Annotated in this window: 11 protein-coding genes; 4 read left to right on the forward strand and 7 right to left on the reverse strand. The window is 65.4% G+C overall.

All coding sequences use genetic code 11. From position 1 onward, the window contains the following. Nucleotides 1-46: 46 nt before the first annotated feature. The 5 genes from GNK13_RS15675 to GNK13_RS15695 all read right to left on the reverse strand — a co-directional run bounded on the left by GNK13_RS15675 (nt 47) and on the right by GNK13_RS15695 (nt 9,509). Nucleotides 47-1,306 carry a sialidase family protein gene (locus GNK13_RS15675; RefSeq protein ID WP_203329090.1) on the reverse strand — a complete coding sequence of 420 codons (1,260 nt, stop codon included), beginning with the start codon at nt 1,304-1,306 and terminating at the stop codon, nt 47-49. 192 nt (nt 1,307-1,498) lie between these two features. Next, on the reverse strand, nt 1,499-3,037 hold the full coding sequence (locus tag GNK13_RS15680) for a DUF1501 domain-containing protein (protein ID WP_164103496.1): 1,539 nt from the start codon (nt 3,035-3,037) through the stop codon (nt 1,499-1,501). Nucleotides 3,038-3,048: 11 nt separating this feature from the next. Then, the gene (locus GNK13_RS15685) at nt 3,049-5,511 is read right to left on the reverse strand and encodes a PSD1 and planctomycete cytochrome C domain-containing protein (protein WP_164103497.1); all 2,463 of its coding nucleotides are present in this window, start codon (nt 5,509-5,511) and stop codon (nt 3,049-3,051) included. A gap of 253 nt (nt 5,512-5,764) precedes the next feature. Continuing rightward, nucleotides 5,765-7,216 carry a DUF1501 domain-containing protein gene (locus tag GNK13_RS15690; protein WP_164103498.1) on the reverse strand — a complete coding sequence of 484 codons (1,452 nt, stop codon included), beginning with the start codon at nt 7,214-7,216 and terminating at the stop codon, nt 5,765-5,767. 4 nt (nt 7,217-7,220) lie between these two features. Next, the gene (locus tag GNK13_RS15695; protein ID WP_164103499.1) at nt 7,221-9,509 is read right to left on the reverse strand and encodes a PSD1 and planctomycete cytochrome C domain-containing protein; all 2,289 of its coding nucleotides are present in this window, start codon (nt 9,507-9,509) and stop codon (nt 7,221-7,223) included. A gap of 311 nt (nt 9,510-9,820) precedes the next feature. Between GNK13_RS15695 and GNK13_RS15700 the strand changes: the two genes are divergently transcribed. Then, nucleotides 9,821-10,819, forward strand: a complete 999-nt coding sequence (locus GNK13_RS15700) for a DUF1559 domain-containing protein (protein WP_235935224.1) — start codon at nt 9,821-9,823, stop codon at nt 10,817-10,819. A 99-nt stretch (nt 10,820-10,918) separates the two neighbouring features. Here GNK13_RS15700 and GNK13_RS15705 read toward each other — a convergent pair whose 3' ends face one another. Together GNK13_RS15705 and GNK13_RS15710 are read right to left on the reverse strand one after the other, a co-directional pair. Then, nucleotides 10,919-12,388 (reverse strand): DUF1501 domain-containing protein, encoded by a 1,470-nt coding sequence (locus GNK13_RS15705; RefSeq protein WP_164103500.1) that lies wholly within the window; start codon nt 12,386-12,388, stop codon nt 10,919-10,921. 12 nt (nt 12,389-12,400) lie between these two features. After that, complete coding sequence (locus GNK13_RS15710) at nt 12,401-15,589, reverse strand: PSD1 and planctomycete cytochrome C domain-containing protein (protein ID WP_164103501.1); 3,189 nt, start codon at nt 15,587-15,589, stop codon at nt 12,401-12,403. Nucleotides 15,590-15,974: 385 nt separating this feature from the next. On the opposite strand from GNK13_RS15710, the gene GNK13_RS15715 reads away from it, so the two are divergent. Genes GNK13_RS15715 through GNK13_RS15725 form a run of 3 tightly spaced genes read left to right on the forward strand, consistent with a single transcriptional unit; the run spans nt 15,975 to nt 19,065 of the window. Continuing rightward, entirely contained in the window at nt 15,975-16,634 is a 660-nt protein-coding gene (locus GNK13_RS15715) for a hypothetical protein (protein ID WP_203329091.1), read from the forward strand. Continuing rightward, nucleotides 16,631-18,196: a radical SAM protein gene (locus GNK13_RS15720; RefSeq protein ID WP_235935230.1), complete on the forward strand. Its 1,566-nt coding sequence runs from the start codon at nt 16,631-16,633 to the stop codon at nt 18,194-18,196. The genes GNK13_RS15715 and GNK13_RS15720 overlap by 4 nt, the downstream gene beginning before the upstream one ends. Next, nucleotides 18,193-19,065, forward strand: coding sequence for a prolipoprotein diacylglyceryl transferase (locus GNK13_RS15725; RefSeq protein ID WP_235935236.1), 873 nt, complete (start codon nt 18,193-18,195; stop codon nt 19,063-19,065). Before GNK13_RS15720 ends, GNK13_RS15725 begins: the two co-directional genes overlap by 4 nt.

Here is a 19,065-nt window from a genome sequence, read left to right on the forward strand (position 1 = left end):
GCCATCCTCTCCCCGGTGGAGCCGCTCTCGCCAGTGGAGTCGCCGCTCAGTCCTGTTTGGGCAGTGCCAGGGCATTGGGGCGAGTCCAGCGGATGCGGGCCATCAACATGTCTCCACGCGCGTCGCGGCGGGGCATCCATTCGCCGACGGTGACCCACGATTCCTCAGGAGTCACGGGGTTCACGTGAAAGTTCCCCATCAGGGCCACGTCGTCCGGTGCGTTGATCCCGTCGCCGACCAGCGGCAGGACGACTTGCTCGCTGCTGCGAATCAGGCACAGCCGCTGGGGGTCGACTTGGGCCACCCACAGCGGGCTTCGCCACCGCATCACGTTCGTATTCGTGCTGTCTTTGCGGGTGTAGACCAAGAACAGGCCATCGGAGTGAGTCAGCCAGTGCTGCTGAGTCGTCGACATCTCTATCGGCTCGCCATCGTCCCAGGTCCAGGCCGTTTTCCGCTGATAGTCGAGTCCATCGTCGCTGACCGCCACGTAGCCCCGGTCGTCTTCGGCGCGGATCGTCAGATAGAAGCGGTCCTGGAACCGGGTTACCGAAGGCTCCAGCAGACCCCGCCCCGCCGGGTTCTCCAGCGGCGGCCCCACCTCCTCGACCTTCAGCGTCTCGCCGTCAAACGAGCAGCGGACGCCGGCGACCATCCGCGGCTCGGCCCCCGATCCGAAAGTGAAGGACATCAGGATGTCCCCGTCCGGCATCACGACCCGCTGGCCGCAACCGTTCGAGTAGATCGCCGAGCCGCGGGGGTCGTCCCACTCGAGAATCTTTCGCGGCGACCACGAGCCATCCTTGCGGCGGACCGAGTAGACAGGATAGCGGGCGAGCTGATCTCCCCTGGCGAAACGCGGGCCGCGATAGAAGACCACATGCCCCATCGCCAGCACCGTGCCGGTCTGCGGATGGTACTCGGGGACCACGTCGCAGACCCCTGCCTGCAGGCCCGGATGCCCTTCAACCGGCACTCGACCGAGAGCGGGAATCGCCTCGGGCGAGCTCCACGTTTTGCCCAGGTCGCGCGACTCGCGCCAGTGGACCGGCCCAAAGTAGTCCGAGCCGCCGATGTCTTGCAGCGTCATCAGGACCAGCGGATTTTCACCCTCGCTCGGAATCAGACAGGCTCGCGGATGGAACCACGTCGTGCCCTGGCCATCGCGGTTCCGCTCCAGCGTCACTTTAGTGATCGAATCGATCAGCGGAGCAGGGGACTCGGCGGCTGCGCGGCTGCTCAGTGGCACTGCGATGGCCAGCAGAGTGCTGGCGAGCCAGAAAGGAATGGATTGCCGCGCTGTCATCACTAGATCTCCAGAAGTCGAATTGAGTTGGCCCCCCAGTGTAGCCCGACGCGGCGGAACCCGCGGCGTGCCTGGATCGTTCATCAGCCGCCACGCGCTAGCGTCCGGTTCTTGCGGTGTATTCGAGAACCGGGGGCTAGCGCCCGGCGGCTGATGCAGTTTCCGCACTAGTCCTGCGGCTCAAGACCGAGCTCAACCGATCAACTCGCTGAGAACGTGGCCGTGGACGTCGGTCAGCCGGCGGTCGATCCCGCCGCGGCGGACGGTCAGCCGCTCGTGATCGATCCCGAGCAGATGCAGCACCGTGGCGTGGATGTCGTACACGCGAGTCGGCCGGTTGCGGTCGAGCGGCTTGTAGCCCCACGCGTCCGACGGCCCATAGGTCGTGCCACCGCGGATCCCGCCGCCGGCCAGCCAGTTGGTAAAGGCGTAGGGGTTATGGTCTCGCCCGCGGCCCCCTTGGGACGACGGCATGCGGCCAAACTCGGTCGTCCACAGAATCAACGTGTCGTCGAGCATCCCCCGCTGCCGCAGGTCCTGGATCAGCGCCGCTGCTCCGCGAGCCATTCCGATCGCCAGCGGACCGTGATCACGCTCGACGTCTTCGTGCGAATCCCAGTTGCGCCGGGGAAAGCCGTTGTCGTTGCCCGACCAGATCTGCACGAAGCGAACGCCTCGCTCGAGCAGCCGGCGAGCGACCAAACACTTTTGCGAAAACGCGACCGTCTCTTCGAGCGGATTGATTTGGTCGGGATACTGCGAGGGAACCGCGTCGAGCCCGTAGAGCTTGAGGATGTGCTGCGGCTCGCCGCTCAGATCGAGTGCGTCGGGAGCGGCCAGCTGCATTCGGGCGGCCAACTCGTAGCTGCGGATCCTCGCTTCCAAGCGGCCATCGTCGGCTCGCGCCGCCGCGTGCCGGCCATTCAATTGGGCGAGCAGCGATTGGGCGTCGGCGTCGCTCGCGGCAGTCACAAAATCGCCTTCCGCGGCAGGAAACAGATCGGCGATCGGGGCTTCGCGATCGGGATAAACCGTCACCCCTTGATGCTGCGAGGGAAGGAAAGCAGCATCCCAATTCTTAGTCCCGTTGCTGGCCAAGCCGCGGTGGTCGGGGAGGACGACGAAGGCGGGCAGGTTCTCGTTGAGGCTGCCGAGCCCGTAGCTGGTCCAAGCCCCGGCTGAGGGAAAGCCCGGCCGATCGAAGCCCGTGGTCTGCAGCAGCGTCGCTTGGCTGTGGACGCCCGTCTTGCCCGTCATGTTGTGGACGAAAGCGATCTCGTCGACCACTTCGCCGAGCGGAGCGACGACTTCGCTGAGCGGCTTGCCGCACTCGCCATACGGCTTGAATTTCCAGATCGGACGCAGCCAGGGTCCGAGCCCGTTCTGAAACGCCTCGACCGGTTCGCCGAAGTCCGACTCCTGGCCGTGCAGCCGAATCAACTCGGGCTTGTAATCGAACAGATCGAGATGGCTGGCCGCTCCCGCCATGAACAGCTGGATGACCCGTTTGGCTCGCGGCGGGTGATGGAGGCGAGCCACCGCTGCACCTGCTCCGGGCGATGGCTCCGCAGCCGCTTGGCCACCCCGGGCCTGCTCTTCGGCCAACAGGCTGGCCAGCGCGATCCCGCCGAGCCCACCCCCGGATTGCCAGAGCAGTTCGCGGCGCGAGAGCGTCGGCCGCGAGGCAGGCTGCCCGGGCAAGCGCTGGTGGGAGAAAGGTGCAGGGGACATGGCGGAACTGCTCAGTCAACGAAGAGGAATTCGTTCAGATTCAGGATCACGCGGCAGGTCGCGGCCAAGCCGTGGCGGCGGGCGTAGGCGACCAGCGCGGCTTGCTCGTCGGCGGTTGCATCGCGGCCGATCGCCCGGCGGAAGGCGAGGGCGACCGCCGCTTCGATCTCGCCGCTCGAACCCTCTCCCCCGGTCGCTCGCGTGACGCTCTCGGCAAAGTGCCGGCTGACGGCCAGCGGAAGTTGATTGTTCAGCATCGCCAAAGCTTGCAGCGGCGTGTTGGCTTGGTTCCGCCGAGCGACTTGCATCGACGGGTCGGCGCAGTCGAGCGCGGTCATCAGCGGCTGGGTCTGCGAGCGGACGAGGAAGCGGTAGACCGAACGCCGCTGCGCCCGAGGATCGTCCGGATCGTGTAAGTGGTACTGGTAGTGGGGCGAGTGCTCGGGTTTCTCGATCACGAAGTCCCGATAGCTCGGGCCTCCCATCCGTCGATCGAGTCGGCCGGCCGCGACCAGCATCGCGTCGCGGACCGCTTCGGCTTCCAGTCGACGACGATTCATCCGCCAGTAGAACCGGTTGTCCGGATCCGCTTCGAGCGCCACCGCCGACGGCACCACCGCGGATCGCTGGCGATAGGTCGCGCTGGTCACGATCATCCGCTGGACCCGCTTGAGCGAGCTGCCCGAATCGATGTGGCTGCCCGCCTCCCGCATCTCGCCCGCGTCGCGGATCTGGCAGGCCAGCCAATCGAGCAACTCGGGATGCGTCGGTGGCTCTCCCATCCGGCCAAAGTCGTTGGGCGTTTCCACCAAACCTCGGCCAAAGTGGTACAGCCAGAGCCGATTGGCGATCGAACGCCAGGTGAGCGGATTGCGGCGATCGGAGAGCCACGCGGCGAGCGCTGCCCGTCGTTCGCCATCGTTCGCCGCAGGAGCCAGTTGGGGCGGGGCGAGATGGTCGCCAAGACATGACAGTACTCCCGGCGCGACCTCCTGCTGCGGGCTGGTGACATCGCCGCGGGCGAGGAAAAAGATTGGTCGCGGCTGGCCACCCTCGGGGCCGGTTCCGCGGAACGAGCCGCTGCCGTGATGGATCCCGCCGGCATAAACGAGAGCTGGAGCGGGAAGCCGCTCGATCTGCTCCCGCACCTCCCGCCGCTCCGCATCGCACATCGCCGCGGCGATCTGGCTGGTCAGCTGCTCGTGCTCTCGATCGAGTTCCTGCTGGCGCTCGGTCAGTACGTGGCGGCGGCGGGCGATTTGAGGATCGACATCGTAGGGCCGGTCGACGCGGTCGAGCGCCGAGAACATCGCTTGCAACGCGTAGTAATCGGCCTGCGGGATCGGATCGAAGCGGTGGTCGTGGCACTGCGCGCAGCCGACGGTCAGGCTCAAAAAGGTCTCCACCGTATTCTGCACCATGTCGTCCCTGTCGAGATGCCGCGCAATCTTGCCATCGATCTTCGTCTCGGGGACTTCCACGTGACCGATGAAATCCCACGGCCCGGCGGCGATGAATCCGAGAGCTTCGATGCCGTCGCGAGTGTGGGGATAGAGCAGGTCGCCTGCGATCTGCTCCTCAATAAAACGCGCGTAGGGTTTGTCCTCGTTCAGCGCGCGAATCACATAATCGCGATAGGGCCAAGCATGGTTCCGCGGTTTGTCTTTGTCGTACCCGTGAGTCTCGCCATAGTGCACCACGTCCAACCAGTGCCGCGCCCAACGCTCACCGTAATGGGGCGAGGCCAGCATCCGGTCGACCAGCCGCTCGTAGGCGAGCGGATGCGAGTCGGCGACGAATGCCTCGATCTCTTGGTCCGATGGCGGCAGCCCGAGCAAATCGAACGAGAGTCGGCGGATCAGCGTCCGGCGGTCCGCCTCGGGGGCGCGGGCCAAGCCTCGTTCGTCGAGCGCCGCGGCGATGAAGCGATCGATCGGATTGGCGGCAGCCGATGTCGATTCCGAAAGCGAGGGCGGGCCAGTAATTTCGGGTGGGCCAGTAATCTCGGGTAGAGTCGGGGACTCAAGCGGTGTGAGCGACCACCACGCCGGTGGCCGCAGACGGTGGTCTTCCGGCCACGCCGCCCCGGCGGCGATCCAGCGGCGAATCGTGGCGACATCCTCCGCCGCAAGCGGCGGGGCGGCCTGTGGCATTTCCGCTTCATCATCGATCGGCGTGATCAGATCCAGCAAGTAACTGGCCTCGGGATCTCCCGCGGTGACGACCATCCCACTGTCACCACCGGCGCGGAGATCTGTCGCGGTCGAGAGCGATAGACCGCCACGCCGCTCGGCCTCGTTGTGGCAGCTCAGGCAATGCTGCTGGAGAATCGGAGCGACGGAGTCGCGAAAGAAAGCCGCGTCGCTGGCGGGGGCCTCCGCGGCTTGCGCGTGAAGACGCGGGACGGGGAGGAGCAGCGCGGCGAGCGTGGTTCCCCAGCGGAGGATGCGGTTTGCGAGAGCCAGGAAATGCATTCGCTTGAGTCTCCTCGCGTTCTGCCCCCGTCTTAAGCATAGTCGCCTTTCGCTCCGCCATAGTCGCCTTTCGCTCCGCCATAGTCGCCTTTCGCTCCGCGAAAGTAGCGCCCTGACGCTACTTTCGCGGAGCGAAAGGCGACTATACGCCCGCTACTTTCGCGGAGCGAAAGGCGACTATACGCCCGCAACTTTCGCGGAGCGAAAGGCGACTATGCGAACGCTACTTTCGCGGAGCGAAAGGCGACGTTCCTCACGCGATAATGTCGCGGACGATGTTGCCGTGGACGTCGGTCAGTCGGAAATCGCGGCCGGCGTATCGATAGGTGAATTGTTCGTGATCAAATCCGAGCAAGTGCAGAATCGTGGCGTGCAGGTCGTGGATATGGACTTTGTTTTCGACTGCTTGGAATCCAAATTCGTCGGTCGCTCCATGCACGAAGCCCTGCTTCACTCCGCCGCCGGCCAGGAGCATCGTAAAGCCATAGTGATTGTGGTCGCGGCCGTTGACTTTGCCAGCGTTATTGGCGGCGGCTAGCTCGACCGTTGGGGTGCGGCCGAATTCGCCCGCGATCATCACCAACGTTTCTTCCAGCAGACCACTGCTTTTAAGATCGCGAATCAGAGCGGCGATGGCTTTGTCGATCTGTCCGGCCAGTCGGCGGTGATTGACTTCCAGATCGTCGTGGTTGTCCCATGGTTGTCCGTTGCCGTGCCAGAGTTGGACGAACCGCACGCCCCGTTCGACCAACCGCCGCGCGATGAGGATTTGTCGAGCTTGATGCCCTTCGCCGTACGCTTCCAACACATGCTTAGGCTCGCCGCTGACGTCGAACGCCTCGGCGGCTTCCTGCTGCATCCGATAGGCGAGTTCAAAAGAATGGACCCGAGCTTCGAGTTGCGGATCGACGACGCGCTGCTCGAGATGGCGTTGGTTGAGCTGTTGGAGCAGGTCCAATTGGCGACGCTGCTCCGACTGGCTGACGTGATGATTTCGAACGTTTGCGACCAGTTTTTCGATATCGGTGTGTTGCGAATCGATATACGTTCCTTGATAGACTCCTGGCAAAAATCCCGATTGCCAGTTTTGAGATTCCTGGATTGGGTATCCGCCGGGGCACATGGCGATGAAGGCAGGGAGATTTTGATTCTCGGTCCCGAGCCCATAGGTGACCCACGACCCGAGGCTGGGGCGAACGAGTCGTGCATCGCCGCAGTTCATGAGCATCAGCGACGGTTCATGGTTGGGAACGTCGGCGTGCAGCGAGCGGAGCACCGTGAACTCGTCGATCACTTCTCCGACGTTGGCAAAGATCTCGCTGACTTCGATCCCGCTCTGGCCATACTTTTGGAACTTATAAGGGGAGGGGAGAGCGGCTCCGGTTTTGCGTTCGGTCTTGAGCGTGTTGGGGATCTCGCGGCCGGCGTACTTCTCGAGCGCCGGCTTGGGGTCAAACGTGTCGATGTGGGAGCAGCCACCATTGAGAAAAATATGGATGACGTGTTTGGCTTTACCCGGAAAATGCGGCTGGCGAGGAGCCAGTGGCATCAGCGGGGCGGCGGCTGGGGCTGGGGCTGCCGAGAGTGCCGCTCCGGTGTTGCCGAGGAGCTCGGTGGCGGCAACCGCGCCGAGCCCCAGGCCGGTTCGGCGGAGCAGCTCCCGCCGCGAGATCATCGCCTGGGGGCGGTGTGAATAAATCGACATGGGCTCAATCGATAAAAAGAAATTCGTTGGACATCAGCAGCACCTGGGCGTAGCGAGCCCAGGGGTCCAGCTTGTCGGCTGCGGAGGTGGGTGAGTGTTCCAGGAACAGGCGGCCGATGGCGACCTCCTCGTCGCTCGCCGGGCGGGCGTAGAGGGTTTGATAGAGCCAGCCGATGCGACCCGCGGCGTCGGGTGGTGCTTGCCGATCGGCCCGAGCGATGAGCTGCTGAGCCTGCTCGATCGCAAACGGATGGTTCATCAGATACAGCGCCTGCTGGGGCACCGTGGTGTGATAGCGGCGGGGCGTGTGGGCGTCGGGCGAGGCGAAGTCGAAAGTCCGAAACAAGCCCGGCAAATTTTGGCGGTCGATGTAACTGTAGACGGTCCGTCGCGTCGGGAAGGGGCTTGTGGTGATGTCCACCGAAGGCCCACGAATCGTGTGATCGAGGCTCGCCGAGACGACGAGCAGGCTATCTCGCATTCCCTCGAAGTCGAGCCGCCGACGGTTCATCCGCCAGAGGAGTCGGTTCTCGGGATCGATCGCGGCTGGCGCCTCGCGATGTTCGCTCGATTGCTGATAGGCCGAAGAGAGGACGATCTGGCGGATCAGGCGTTTGGTCGACCAGCCCTCCTCCACGAGCCGCTTTGCCAAGAAGTCGAGCAGCTCGGGATGGGAGGGCCGATCGCTGCGGACACCGAAGTCGCTCGAGGTATCGACGAACCCTTGGCCGATCAGATGTTCCCAGACGCGATTGACCCACACGCGTGGGGTGAGCGGGTTGGCCGGGTCGACGATTCTCCGCGCCAGCTCCAAGCGGCCGCTCCCCTCGGTGAACGGCTGGCGATCCTCCCCTTCGAGCAGCCGCAAGAACTGCCGCGGAACCGCTTCGCCTCGGTTGCCCGGATTTCCCCGCACGAAGATCTGCGGGTTGCCTTGCGGAGCCGGTTTGTCCTGCAGCACCATCGCCTGCAGCGGGGCTTTGTCGGAGTTCTTCCAGTCGGCGATCGCCTGCCTGAACTCGCGACGCTTGTTGGGATCGTCCTTCTGCTCGCTCTGATTGAACTCCGCCAGCGCCGCTTCACGCTTCTGCAATTCCTGCAGGTACGCCTCGCTCGGATCCTCCAGCGGCAACGAAACTTCCTCCGAAGCTGCGAAGACGCCGTAGAGCGAATAGTAATCGGCCGTGGGAATCGGGTCGTATTTGTGATCGTGGCAACGGGCACAGGCGACCGTCACTCCCATCATCCCGCGGGTCACCACATCGATGCGATCGTCGATGATGTCGTGAGGGTTGTTCAAAAACCGGCGGCCGACGGTCAGGAAACCCATCGCCGCTAGCCCCTCCCGGCCGATCCCCGCCGGCTCGGCCGACTCCGCTGGCGGCATTTGATCGGCGGCCAGCTGGTACATCAGGAAGCGATCGTAGGGCAGGTCGCGATTGAGTGCGTCGACGACCCAGTCGCGGAACAGGTAGGCGTACTTGTAGCTGCGGTCGTCGGTGAAGACGTAGCCTTTGGTGTCGGCGTAGCGGGCCAAGTCGAGCCAGTAGCGGCCCCAACGTTCGCCGAACCGAGGCGATTCGAGCAAGCGATCGACCAACCGCTCGACCGCTGCGGGGGAGGGATCATTGACGAACGCCGCGACCGCTTCGGGTTCGGGGGGGAGCCCGACGAGATCGAGCGACAGGCGGCGGATCAGCGTCGCCCGGTCGGCCGGGCGACTCGGCTCGAGCCCTTCGGCTTCCAGCTGCGAGAGCACGAAGCAGTCGATGGGGGTCGCCGCCCAGGTCCGGTCGTTAACGTCGGGGACCTGCGGGTCGCCGATCGCCTGGTAAGCCCAGTGCGCTTCGGCGGTCGCTTCTTTGGAGAGCGGTGCGGAGGATTCGGGCCAGGGAGCGCCCATTTCGACCCACCGCGAGAGAGCCTCGATGGCTTTCTCGGGGAGCTGGGCGTCGGGAGGCATCTGGATGTCCCCGTCGTAGCGGATCGCCGCGAGCAGCCGGCTGGCGGCCACGTCGCCGGGGACGACGAGCGGGCCGTTTTCATTGCCGCTCAGCAGATGCTGCAGCGCGTCGACTCGCACGTCGGCTTCCTGCGTCTCGGGGCCGTGGCATTCGAGGCAGCTGACCATCAGCACCGGACGGACTTCGCGCTCAAAAAACTCTGCTGCAGCGGCGGCTGCCTGAGGATCGGCCGCCGGTTCCTCTGCGTGGGTCGGCGAGCCAGCGGAGACTGCGAGCGAGGCCAGCGTCAAAGCGATGGCTGCCAGGGACGAATCGAGTCGCAGCAACATCAAGCGGGTCTCAGCAAACAGAGCCGGGGTGGGGCAAAGGCGGGCGGGCAGGGCAGCGGAGCCGGGCAGGGCCTCATCGGGCAACTATAGTCCTTCTCCCAGCGGCTGGTCCAGTTTTGCGGGCCCATCGGGCCCATCGGGCCCATCGGGCCCATCGGGCCCATCGGGCACCTCGGCTCCGACGGGGACCCGCCACCCAAGCCGGAGGGAAGCCCCGAAATTGGATTGACTCCCACCGAGCGGCGGTTAGACTACACCGCCTGCTGTTGAAACTGAGTCTCATTTAACTTCGCTAGGCGAGTCGAAACGTGGTGCGACACCTGGAGCGACGTGGGTTTACCTTGGTCGAGTTGCTGGTCGTGATCGCGATCATTGGCGTTCTGGTGGGGCTGCTGCTGCCGGCGGTCCAAGCGGCCCGGGAGGCGGCCCGCCGGATGAGTTGCCAGAACAATCTCAAGCAGATCGGCTTGGCGACCCACAACTTCGAGAGCACTTACAAAAAATTGCCGTACGGCTGGCAGAAGCCGCCGGTCGCGACCGACGGCTGGTCGGCCCAGGCGTTTTTGCTCCCCTTCCTCGAGCAGGTCAACTTGGCCAATGAGATCGACTTCGAGAACGATTACAGCCAAGCGGTGATCGTGACCGCCGAAGGGACGCTGCCGCTGCAGTCGTTCCGCGTGCCGACCTATCTCTGCCCCTCGGAGACTCAGGACACGTTGCGGCTCAAGGACGGAGCGCCGTACCACTATCCGCTGAATTACGCCTACAACGCGGGCCGCTGGTTCGTCTACGATCCGGCCACGCGGACCACGGGCGAGGGCGCGTTTGGTTCGGGAAAGCAGCTTCGCTTCCGCGACTGCACCGACGGCTTGAGCCAGACTTTGGCCTTCGCCGAAGTCAAAGCCTACAACCCCTACTTCCGCAACGCTGCGCTCGACGCGCCGACGATGCCGACCGATCCGGCCGCTGTCGCCAGCCTCGGCGGGGACTTCAAGAGCAACTCAGGGCACACCGAGTGGGTCGACGGTCGCGTGCACCAGACCGGCTTCACCACGACTTTCACGCCCAACACGATCGTTCCCTACGCGAGTGGCGGCGTGACGTACGACGTCGACTGGAACAACATGCAGGAAGGGAAGTCGACGACGTCTAAGACTTACGCGGTCGTGACCGCGCGGAGCTATCACCCGGGCGGCGTCAGCGTCACGTTGATGGACGGCTCGACGCGGTTCGTCGCCGAGACGCTCGAGCGGAGCGTCTGGCAGGCGCTCTCGACCCGTGCTGGCCGCGAAGTTTTTGAGCTGCCGTAATCCCAACCGATTCTCACGGCTCTTCCTCGCCTTCCCGCACCTGAGAGCCCAGCCCTGGGAGGGTGATGTCTTGGTTTTCCGACGGGGCCTGGCGTAACGCTACGCCAGGACTGGCTCGACGGGGTGGTGTTCTTCGACGCCGGTCAGCCGCACGTTCAGCCCCTGGTGGTTGAAGCTCAGGCGGCGGTGATCGATCCCCAGGCAGTGCAGGATCGTCGCTTGCAGGTCATGGACGTGGACGGGCGACTCGACCGGATGGAAGCCGAACTCGTCGGTCTGTCCGACGGAGACTCCGGGGCGAATTCCACCTCCAGCCATCCAGACGGTGAACGCTTGCGGGTGGTGGTCGCGACCCATGCTGCGACCGAGGGCGGCGCTCGCTTCGACCATCGGCGTCCGCCCGAATTCACCTCCCCAGACGACGAGCGTGTCGTCGAGCATGCCCCGCTGTTTGAGGTCGCGGATCAGCGCCGCGCACGCTTGATCGGTCTCGGCGCACTGCTTTCGCAGCCCCCCTTCGACGTTCGAGTGGTGGTCCCAGCCGCTGTGGTAGAGCTGGATGAAGCGGACGCCCCGCTCGGCCAACCGCCGCGCCAGCAAGCAGTTGTTCGCAAAGCTCGCTTTGCCCCGCGCCGGCTCCGCACCGTACGCCTCGAGCGTGCTCGGGGTCTCCTGGGAGAAGTCCATCAGCTCCGGCGCTCGCATCTGCATCCGAAACGCCATCTCGTAAGCGCTGATCCGGGTTTCGATTTCCGGATCGTGGACTTCGGCAAACCGCTGGCGATTGAGTTGGCCGATCAGGTCGAGCGAATCACGCTGAGCGCGGGTGTCGTAGCCGGGGGGATTGGCGACGTGCAGGATCGGGTCGCCCGAACTGCGGAAGGGAACGCCTTGGTGTTTGCCGGAGAGGAACCCGTCGCTCCACATCGCCGCGCCACCGCTGAGGCTGCCGCCGCTCTCGAGCACGACGAAGGCGGGCAGGTCATCCGCTTCGCTGCCGAGGCCGTAGCTCAGCCACGCTCCCATGCTCGGGTGCCCGGGGATCGCGTTCCCGGTGTTCACGAAAATTTGCGCCGGCGCGTGGTTGAACTGGTCGGTGTGGACGGTGCGGATGAATGCCAAATCGTCGACGATCCCCGCGGTGTGCGGCAGCATCTCGGACAGCTCCACACCGCTTTGGCCGTGGCGGGCAAACTTGAACCGTGGAGCGAGGACCGCGGCATCGGGCTGGATGAACGCATACCGCTGGCCTTCGATGACGGAGGGCGGGATCGACTGGCCCTCGAATTCCACCAGCCTTGGTTTGTAGTCGAACAGATCGAGTTGGCTCGGCGCGCCGGCCATGAACAGATAGATCACCCGTCGGGCGCGGGGCGGAAAATGAACTCCCGGCGGGGAATCGGTCGCCAAAGGAGCACCGGTCGCCGGCGGTGCTTCGGAGGCTCGAGCCGAGCGGGCTGAGCGGGCCGCGGCGCCGCCGAGCAACGTCGCCAGCGCCATCTTGCCGATTCCCACTCCGCAGTCGCGGAAGAAGTGCCGTCGGGCTTGCGGTGCTATCTCGTGCCTCATCGCTGCGTCCGCCTACTCGTTGGTAATCATTTCGTCGAGGTTCATAATCGCGCGAGCCACCATGGCCCACGAAGCGAGCTCGGCTGCCGCCGGCTCGGTTGCTGGTTCAGCGGCCGGCAGTCCAGCGACGGCTCGCGGATCGAGTTGTTCCTCTTGAAGACGCTTCAATTGTTCTTCGCGAAAAGCAAGAATCGCCTCGCCCTCGGCGTCGGTGGGGGACCGCGAGAGGCAGCGGCGGAAGATCCACTCGAGTCGTTGATCCGGGGCGTCGGCCGCGGCGACCGCTTGCTCGGCCAGGCCTTGCGAGAGCTCCAGGAACATTGCGTCGTTCAGCTGGGTCAGTGCTTGCAGCGGCGTGTTGCTGCGGTCGCGGACAACCGTACAGTTCTCGCCGGTGGGCGCGTCGAACGTCGCATAGGCGGCGAACGGCGCGGTCCGTTTGGCGAACGTGTAGAGCGAACGCCGGTAGCGATCACCTCCTGGTGAGACGGGCCACGGGGTGTTGCCGTACGCCAGCGCCGTGACGCTCGGTGGCTGCGGCGGATAGACGCTCGGGCCCCCCAACTCGCGACTGAACCGTCCGCTGGCGACGAGCGCCGCATCGCGGATCATCTCCGCGTCGAGACGGTGTCGCGGTCCGCGCGCGAGCAGACGATTCTCCGGATCGCGGCGCCACAGTTCCTCCTCCGCCGCGGACTGCTGACGATAGGTGCGGCTGGTCACGATCAAGCGGTGCAGGTGTTTGAGCGACCAGTCCGATTCGATCAGCTCGACAGCCAGGAAATCGAGCAGCTCGCGGTGCGTCGGTGGGGGCGTCTGGGTGCCGAAATCGCCGCTGCCAGGAACCAGCCCCTGGCCGAAGATCGCTTGCCACGAACGGTTCACCGTGACGCGAGCCACGAGCGGATTGCGGTCGCTGACGAGCCACCGGGCCAGCCCGAGGCGGTTGGCCGGTTCCCCTTCGGCCAGCGGCGGAAAAATTTCCGGCACGCCTGGCTGGACTCTTTCGCGGGGACTGAGGTATTCGCCCCGATGGTGAAGGTGCGTCGGCCGCGGGTTGTCGGCCGGGCGTTCGCTGAGGACGAGCGTCGTCGGCAGCTCGGGCAGCTGCTCGCGCAGCCGCTCGATCGGCTTGCGAGCCTCAGCCAGCTCGGGAGTGGTCCGCAGGAAGTGCCGTTGCAGTTGGTCGCGGACTTCGGCGGTCCACTGGTCTGGATCGGCGGCGAGAGCGGCTTCCAATTCGGTCGGCAAGTCGCTCGCGGTGACCTCGCCCGCAGCATCGGTGGCGGACCAGCGAAAGCGGCCCAGGCTGGCGGCAAAGTGCCGCTCAAACAGCATCGTCAGATGCAGCTCGGCTTGCTCGATCGCCAGCGGTTCGCTCAGCCGCAGCACCAACTGATGCGGCTCCCCCTCGCGCTCGGCCGTCGACCAGCCGGTCGAGCCATTGCCATCGATCACGTTTGCCGCGTCGGCGCTGCCGCTGCCCACCGAGATCTTGCCGTAGCTGTGCGAGGCGGCGGCGAACTCGAGCGGCGTGTCGCCGACGCGGGCGGTGATTTCGCTCAAGAAGAAGTCGCCCCGCCGCCCTTCGTAATAGCCGCGCCCCGGGCCGCCCGCCGGGAGCGAATCATCGGGCAAAACTTCCAGCCGCAGGGCGGTGATCGGGCCTCGCAAAACTTCGCCGCTGGGCGAGCGAATCGAGTCGAGCGGAATCGTCAGCTCGAACAGATCTCGCTTGGTGATGTCGCCGCTGGAGAAAATCGAGCCGTCGGGGCGGAGCTCCAAACGCGGCAGATTCGTCTCCATCCGTTCCGGGCGAAGCACGCTCCAGGGCTCGGCCCGCGATTGCTGGTCGGCAATCCAGGCGTCGAGTGCCGCTGCGAGAGTCTTGTCCGCCTCGAGAGTCTTGTCCGCTGCCGGGGTCCCCTCCGCCACCGGGAACTGCTCGGCCAGGGCTGCTTCGAGCTCCGCGATTTCCTCCAGCATCGCCTCGCGCCGGGCTTGAATCCTCGGCTCGGGGACGACCAGGTCGGGCTCGTCCGCATTGTTCAGCAGCGCCATCAAGCGGTAGTAATCGGTGTGGCTGAGCGGATCGTATTTATGGCTGTGGCACTGGGCGCAGCCGGTCGTCAGCCCCATCCACACCAGCCCCGTCGTCGCGACGCGATCGACCATCGCGTAGAACCGGAACTCGAGCGGGTCGATGCCTCCTTCTTCGTTGAGCATCGTGTTGCGATGGAATCCGGTGGCGATCCGGTCGTCGGTGTCAGCGCCCGGCAGCATGTCGCCGGCCAGCTGAGCGATGCTGAACTCGTCGAACGGCATGTCCTCGTTCATCGCCCGAATCACCCAATCGCGATAAGGCCAGATCGAACGCGGGCGATCCTTTTCGTAGCCGTTGGTGTCGGCGTAGCGGGCGACGTCGAGCCACACGCGAGCCCAGCGCTCGCCGTAGTGGTGCGAGCTGAGCAGCCGGTCGACCAATCGCGAGTAGGCGTCGGGACGCGTGTCGCGGAGGAACGCATCGACTTCTTCGGGGGTCGGGGGGAGGCCGATCAAGTCGAGGTAGAGGCGGCGGACCAGCGTCAGCCGATCGGCTTCGGCCGCTGGGGCGAGCCCTTCGGCAACGAGTCCTTCGGTATCGAGGCGGTCGAGGACGAACGCGTCGATCGCATTAGCGGGCCAGGGGGCGGGCTGCTGCGAGTCCGACACCTGGGGAACCTCCGCACGCACCGGCGGGGTGAACGACCAGTGGACGTCGTAGTTTCCGCCCGCGTCGATCCAGCGTCGCAGCGTCTCGATCTCTGCGGCCGTAAGCGGTTCGCCTGCCTCGGCCGGCGGCATCCGCATGTCGGGATCGTCGCTGCTGACGCGGGCGATCAGCTCACTCGCCTCGGCATCGCCCGCCTCCAGAGCGCGGTAGCCGCCGAGGTCTTCGCTGGCCCCGGCAAAGGTGTCGAGCCGCAGCCCCGAGGCGCGACTCTCCTCGTCCGGTCCGTGGCAGGCAAAACACTTGGCCGCCAGCAGCGGACGGACGTCGGTGTTGAATGCGGGTGGGGTCGAGGCATCGGACGCTGAAGGCGTGGGCTCGGCGGCGACGGCGCTCCGCACGAGCAGCGAAGCAAGCAGCGCGATGACGAGCCGAGGGGCAGCGACCGGCAGAGGGGCAGCGACCGGCAGAGCAGGGCGGAGACCAAACATTCTTCAATCAACCGGGAGGCGCGGGTGGCACGCAACACGAAACGCACGGCCGGGGAAACAACCACGAATGACGCGAATTAGACGAATGGGGGCCACGGAAGGACACGGAAGGCCACGGAAGGACAGGGAAATGCACGAAAAAGGGGGGAGGACCGCGGATAGCATGGAGAACGCGGATGGAACGGGAAGTTCGAAAACGAAGATCCGTGGGATCCGGGGAACTGGAGCACGCCGGGACCGACGCGGTCTTTCCGATTCTACACGCGTCCCACGCCTCCCGAACCGAATTCGCTGCAGGCTCGCTGTTTGCCGGTAGAACGCCGGTATAACAAGGAGAAGATCTCTGCCCCCCTCAACCACATCCTTCTGTCATGGCGAAGCTTCGGTGAACTCCATGGACCCCTCCGATCAACCGCCCGAGCCGCAACCCGATCGACCTGCCGGCCGTGGGGAGGAGAATCCTTACGCCGTGCCGCTCGAGGGAAAATGGATCGAGGAGACGGCGCGGGGCACGATCGCCGGTTCAGAGTTGCGAGCTCCGGTGGCACCCTGGAGCGGCGGCTGGGGATTGATGACACTGGTTCTCGGGCTGATCTGTGGGGTCGGGGTGGCGCTGGCCATCGAGTCTGAAAGCGCGGCCATCGGCGGCTTGCTTCTCCCCGTCCTCGGGCTCGCCCTGATCGCGGTCCTCGTCCGCTTCTTGCACTCCAGCGTCGACGTGGAGTGGCCGATTTATCTGCTGATCTCCGCCGCCTTCGGTGTCGTTGCGTACGTCGCCTTCATTCCCGTCTGCCTCGTCGTGGCCATTCCCGTGGCGATCGTGTTGGAGCAAGTCGAGGCTCGGGGAACGATTGGAGCGACGGTGGTGTTCTTCGCCGTCGTGTTCGGCTGCACGTTGATTTTCACCGGCTTGTTGCGGCTGTACCTGAAGCATCGCTACCGAAAGCAGTGGTTTGCCGAGCTGGCGGCCTCGTCACCCCCGCCGGCCAGCGAGCAAATCGGGCCGGGCGATCCCTTCGCCACCCCGCGGGATCGCACGCCATGAACGCAGTGCCCCGCTATCCCAATGCCGCTCATCCGGATCGCCGTCCGCGGGCCGAGCACACGATGATCGGGCTGACCGATTCGCTCTGCCCGGAGTGCATGGAGGTGGTCCCGGCAAAAATCATCGTCCGGGGCCGCCGCGTCTATTTGCGGAAGCGGTGTCCGACGCATGGCCAGCGCGACGATTTCGTCTGCAGCGACGTCGGCTGGTGGGATCGCCCCGAGGGGCACACGCCGAGCGTCATGCCGCGTGAGCGATCGACGTCCACCCGCCGGGGCTGTCCGTACGATTGTGGGCTGTGCCCCGACCATGAGCAGCACACCTGCATCGGGTTGGTCGAGTTGACCGATGGCTGCAATCTGAGTTGCCCGATGTGCTTTGCGGGGAGCGGACCGGGCCAGCAGCACCATTCATTCGAGGCGGTGTTGGCCAGCCTCGATCGGTTGGTCGCCGTCGAAGGACGAGCGGAGGTCTGTCAGTTGTCCGGCGGCGAGCCGACGCTGCATCCCGAGTTTCGCCGGATCGTCGACGAGGCGCTGGCACGGCCGATCGATTACGTGATGATCAACACCAACGGCATTCGGCTGGCCCGCGATCCCGAGCTGGTTGAGTTTCTGGCGGAACGCCGCCAGCGAGTCGAGATCTATCTGCAGTACGACGGGAGCGACGCCGGCTATCTGGAGCGGCTGCGTGGGGCGGAGTTGGCCGAACTCAAGCAGCGCTCCCTTGACAACCTGCAAGCGGCCGGTCTGCACGTCACGCTAGTGGCGACGTTGGTCGCTCCGCTGCCCGAGGGCTTTTACCGCGAGCTGCTCGAGACCGCGCTCGCTCGGCCGAACGTCACGGGCCTCTCCCTGCAGCCGGCCACCTACAGCGGTCGTCACCTGGCGGCGGAAGATCTCGAAGACCGGATCACCTTCCCCGACTGCATCAAAGGACTCGCCGCGGCCTCGCGCGGGATGCTTGCGGCCGAGGACTTTTCGCCGCTGCCTTGCGCCCATCCCAACTGTCACCAGATTTTGCTCGCGGCGCGTGAGGCGGATCGGCTGGTCCCGCTGACGCGGTACGCCGCAGCGATCGACAATCTCGACTTGCTCGCTGGCGGAATCAGTTTCACGCGGGAGAAATCGCGGCAGCTGATCGAGATCTTTTTGTCCCGCGCGAGCCACTGTGGCAGCGACTGCGGCTGCGGTCCGCCGGCGACGCCGCTGGTCTCGCTCGGCAACGCTCCGTCCGCTCCCGTGTCCACTCCCGACTGGAACTCGGTCGATCCCGTGCTGCAGCGGTTCTTTGCCAAAGTCCTCGCAGGCGAGGCTGGGGCGAGCAATCTGCTGCGGATTACGATCACCTCGTTTCTGGACGCTTACAACTTTGACACGCGGCAGTTGATGAAGTGCTGCACGCACCATGTCTTGCCGAGCGGCCATGTGGTGCCGTTCTGCGCCTACAACACGCTGTACCGTCCGGGGCATCTCCCGCTGCCCGAGTTGGCCGGCGAAGCCAGCGCTACTCGGGCAACCGATGCGAGTGGTTCTCGCGACACCCGGGAGTTTGGGGTGTGACCGGCGAACGTTGGCTCTACACGGCGGCGATGGTGGTCGCAGCGGTCGCCGCTTCGCTGCTGCTCCGCCGGTTCCAGCAGCCGCTCGCGCTCCCGCGTCTGCAGCGTTTGGGAATCGCCGCCGGAGGACTGGTGGGAGCGACCGTCGCCGCGAAGATCCCGTTCGTCATCGAGCATGCCGAACTCGGCTTGGTGTCCTGGTTGGCCGACGGGAAGACGATTCTCTGGGCTTTGGCCGGCGGGTATCTGGGCGTCGAAGTCGCAAAGTGGTCGTTGCAGGTGCGGGTTCGCACCGGGGACACGTTTGTGGTGCCGGTCGCCGTGGCGATCGCGATCGGTCGCTTGGGGTGCTTGGGGTTTGGATGCTGTTTTGGCAAACCGACCGAGCTGCCATGGGGGCTCCCCTTTGCGACCGCGCCCGACGGCGGCGAACTGCTGCGGCACCCGACGCAGATCTATGAGAGTTTCTTTCACCTGGGCGCCGCGATCCTTGCCGTGGCTGCGCTAGGCAAGTCCGCGGCGAGTCGCCCGCGGTGGTGGGCGGGAAACCTGATGCCGCTGTACATCATCGGCTACGCGGTGTTTCGCTTTTTCAGCGAGTTCCTCCGCCCCGAGCCGATCCTCTACGCGGGGCTGACCTTTTATCAGCTTTCGGCCGTCGGCATCGCCGCCGCGATGTTCGTGGTGTTGGCGGGCCGGCTCCGCGAGGAAGCATTTGAGCCGACGGCGCTAGCCGCGGGTGAGCCGACGGCGCTAGCCGCGGGTGAGCCGACGGCGCTAGCCGCGGGTGCTGCGGCGGATACTCTGGGCTCGCGAAGGCCCGAGGCTAGCGCCTACGGCTCAAAAGATAGAAATCGCCGGGTTCCCTGA

Origin of the sequence: Candidatus Laterigemmans baculatus, from assembly GCF_010367455.1 — a bacterium.
Lineage (GTDB): Bacteria > Planctomycetota > Planctomycetia > Pirellulales > Pirellulaceae > Laterigemmans > Laterigemmans baculatus.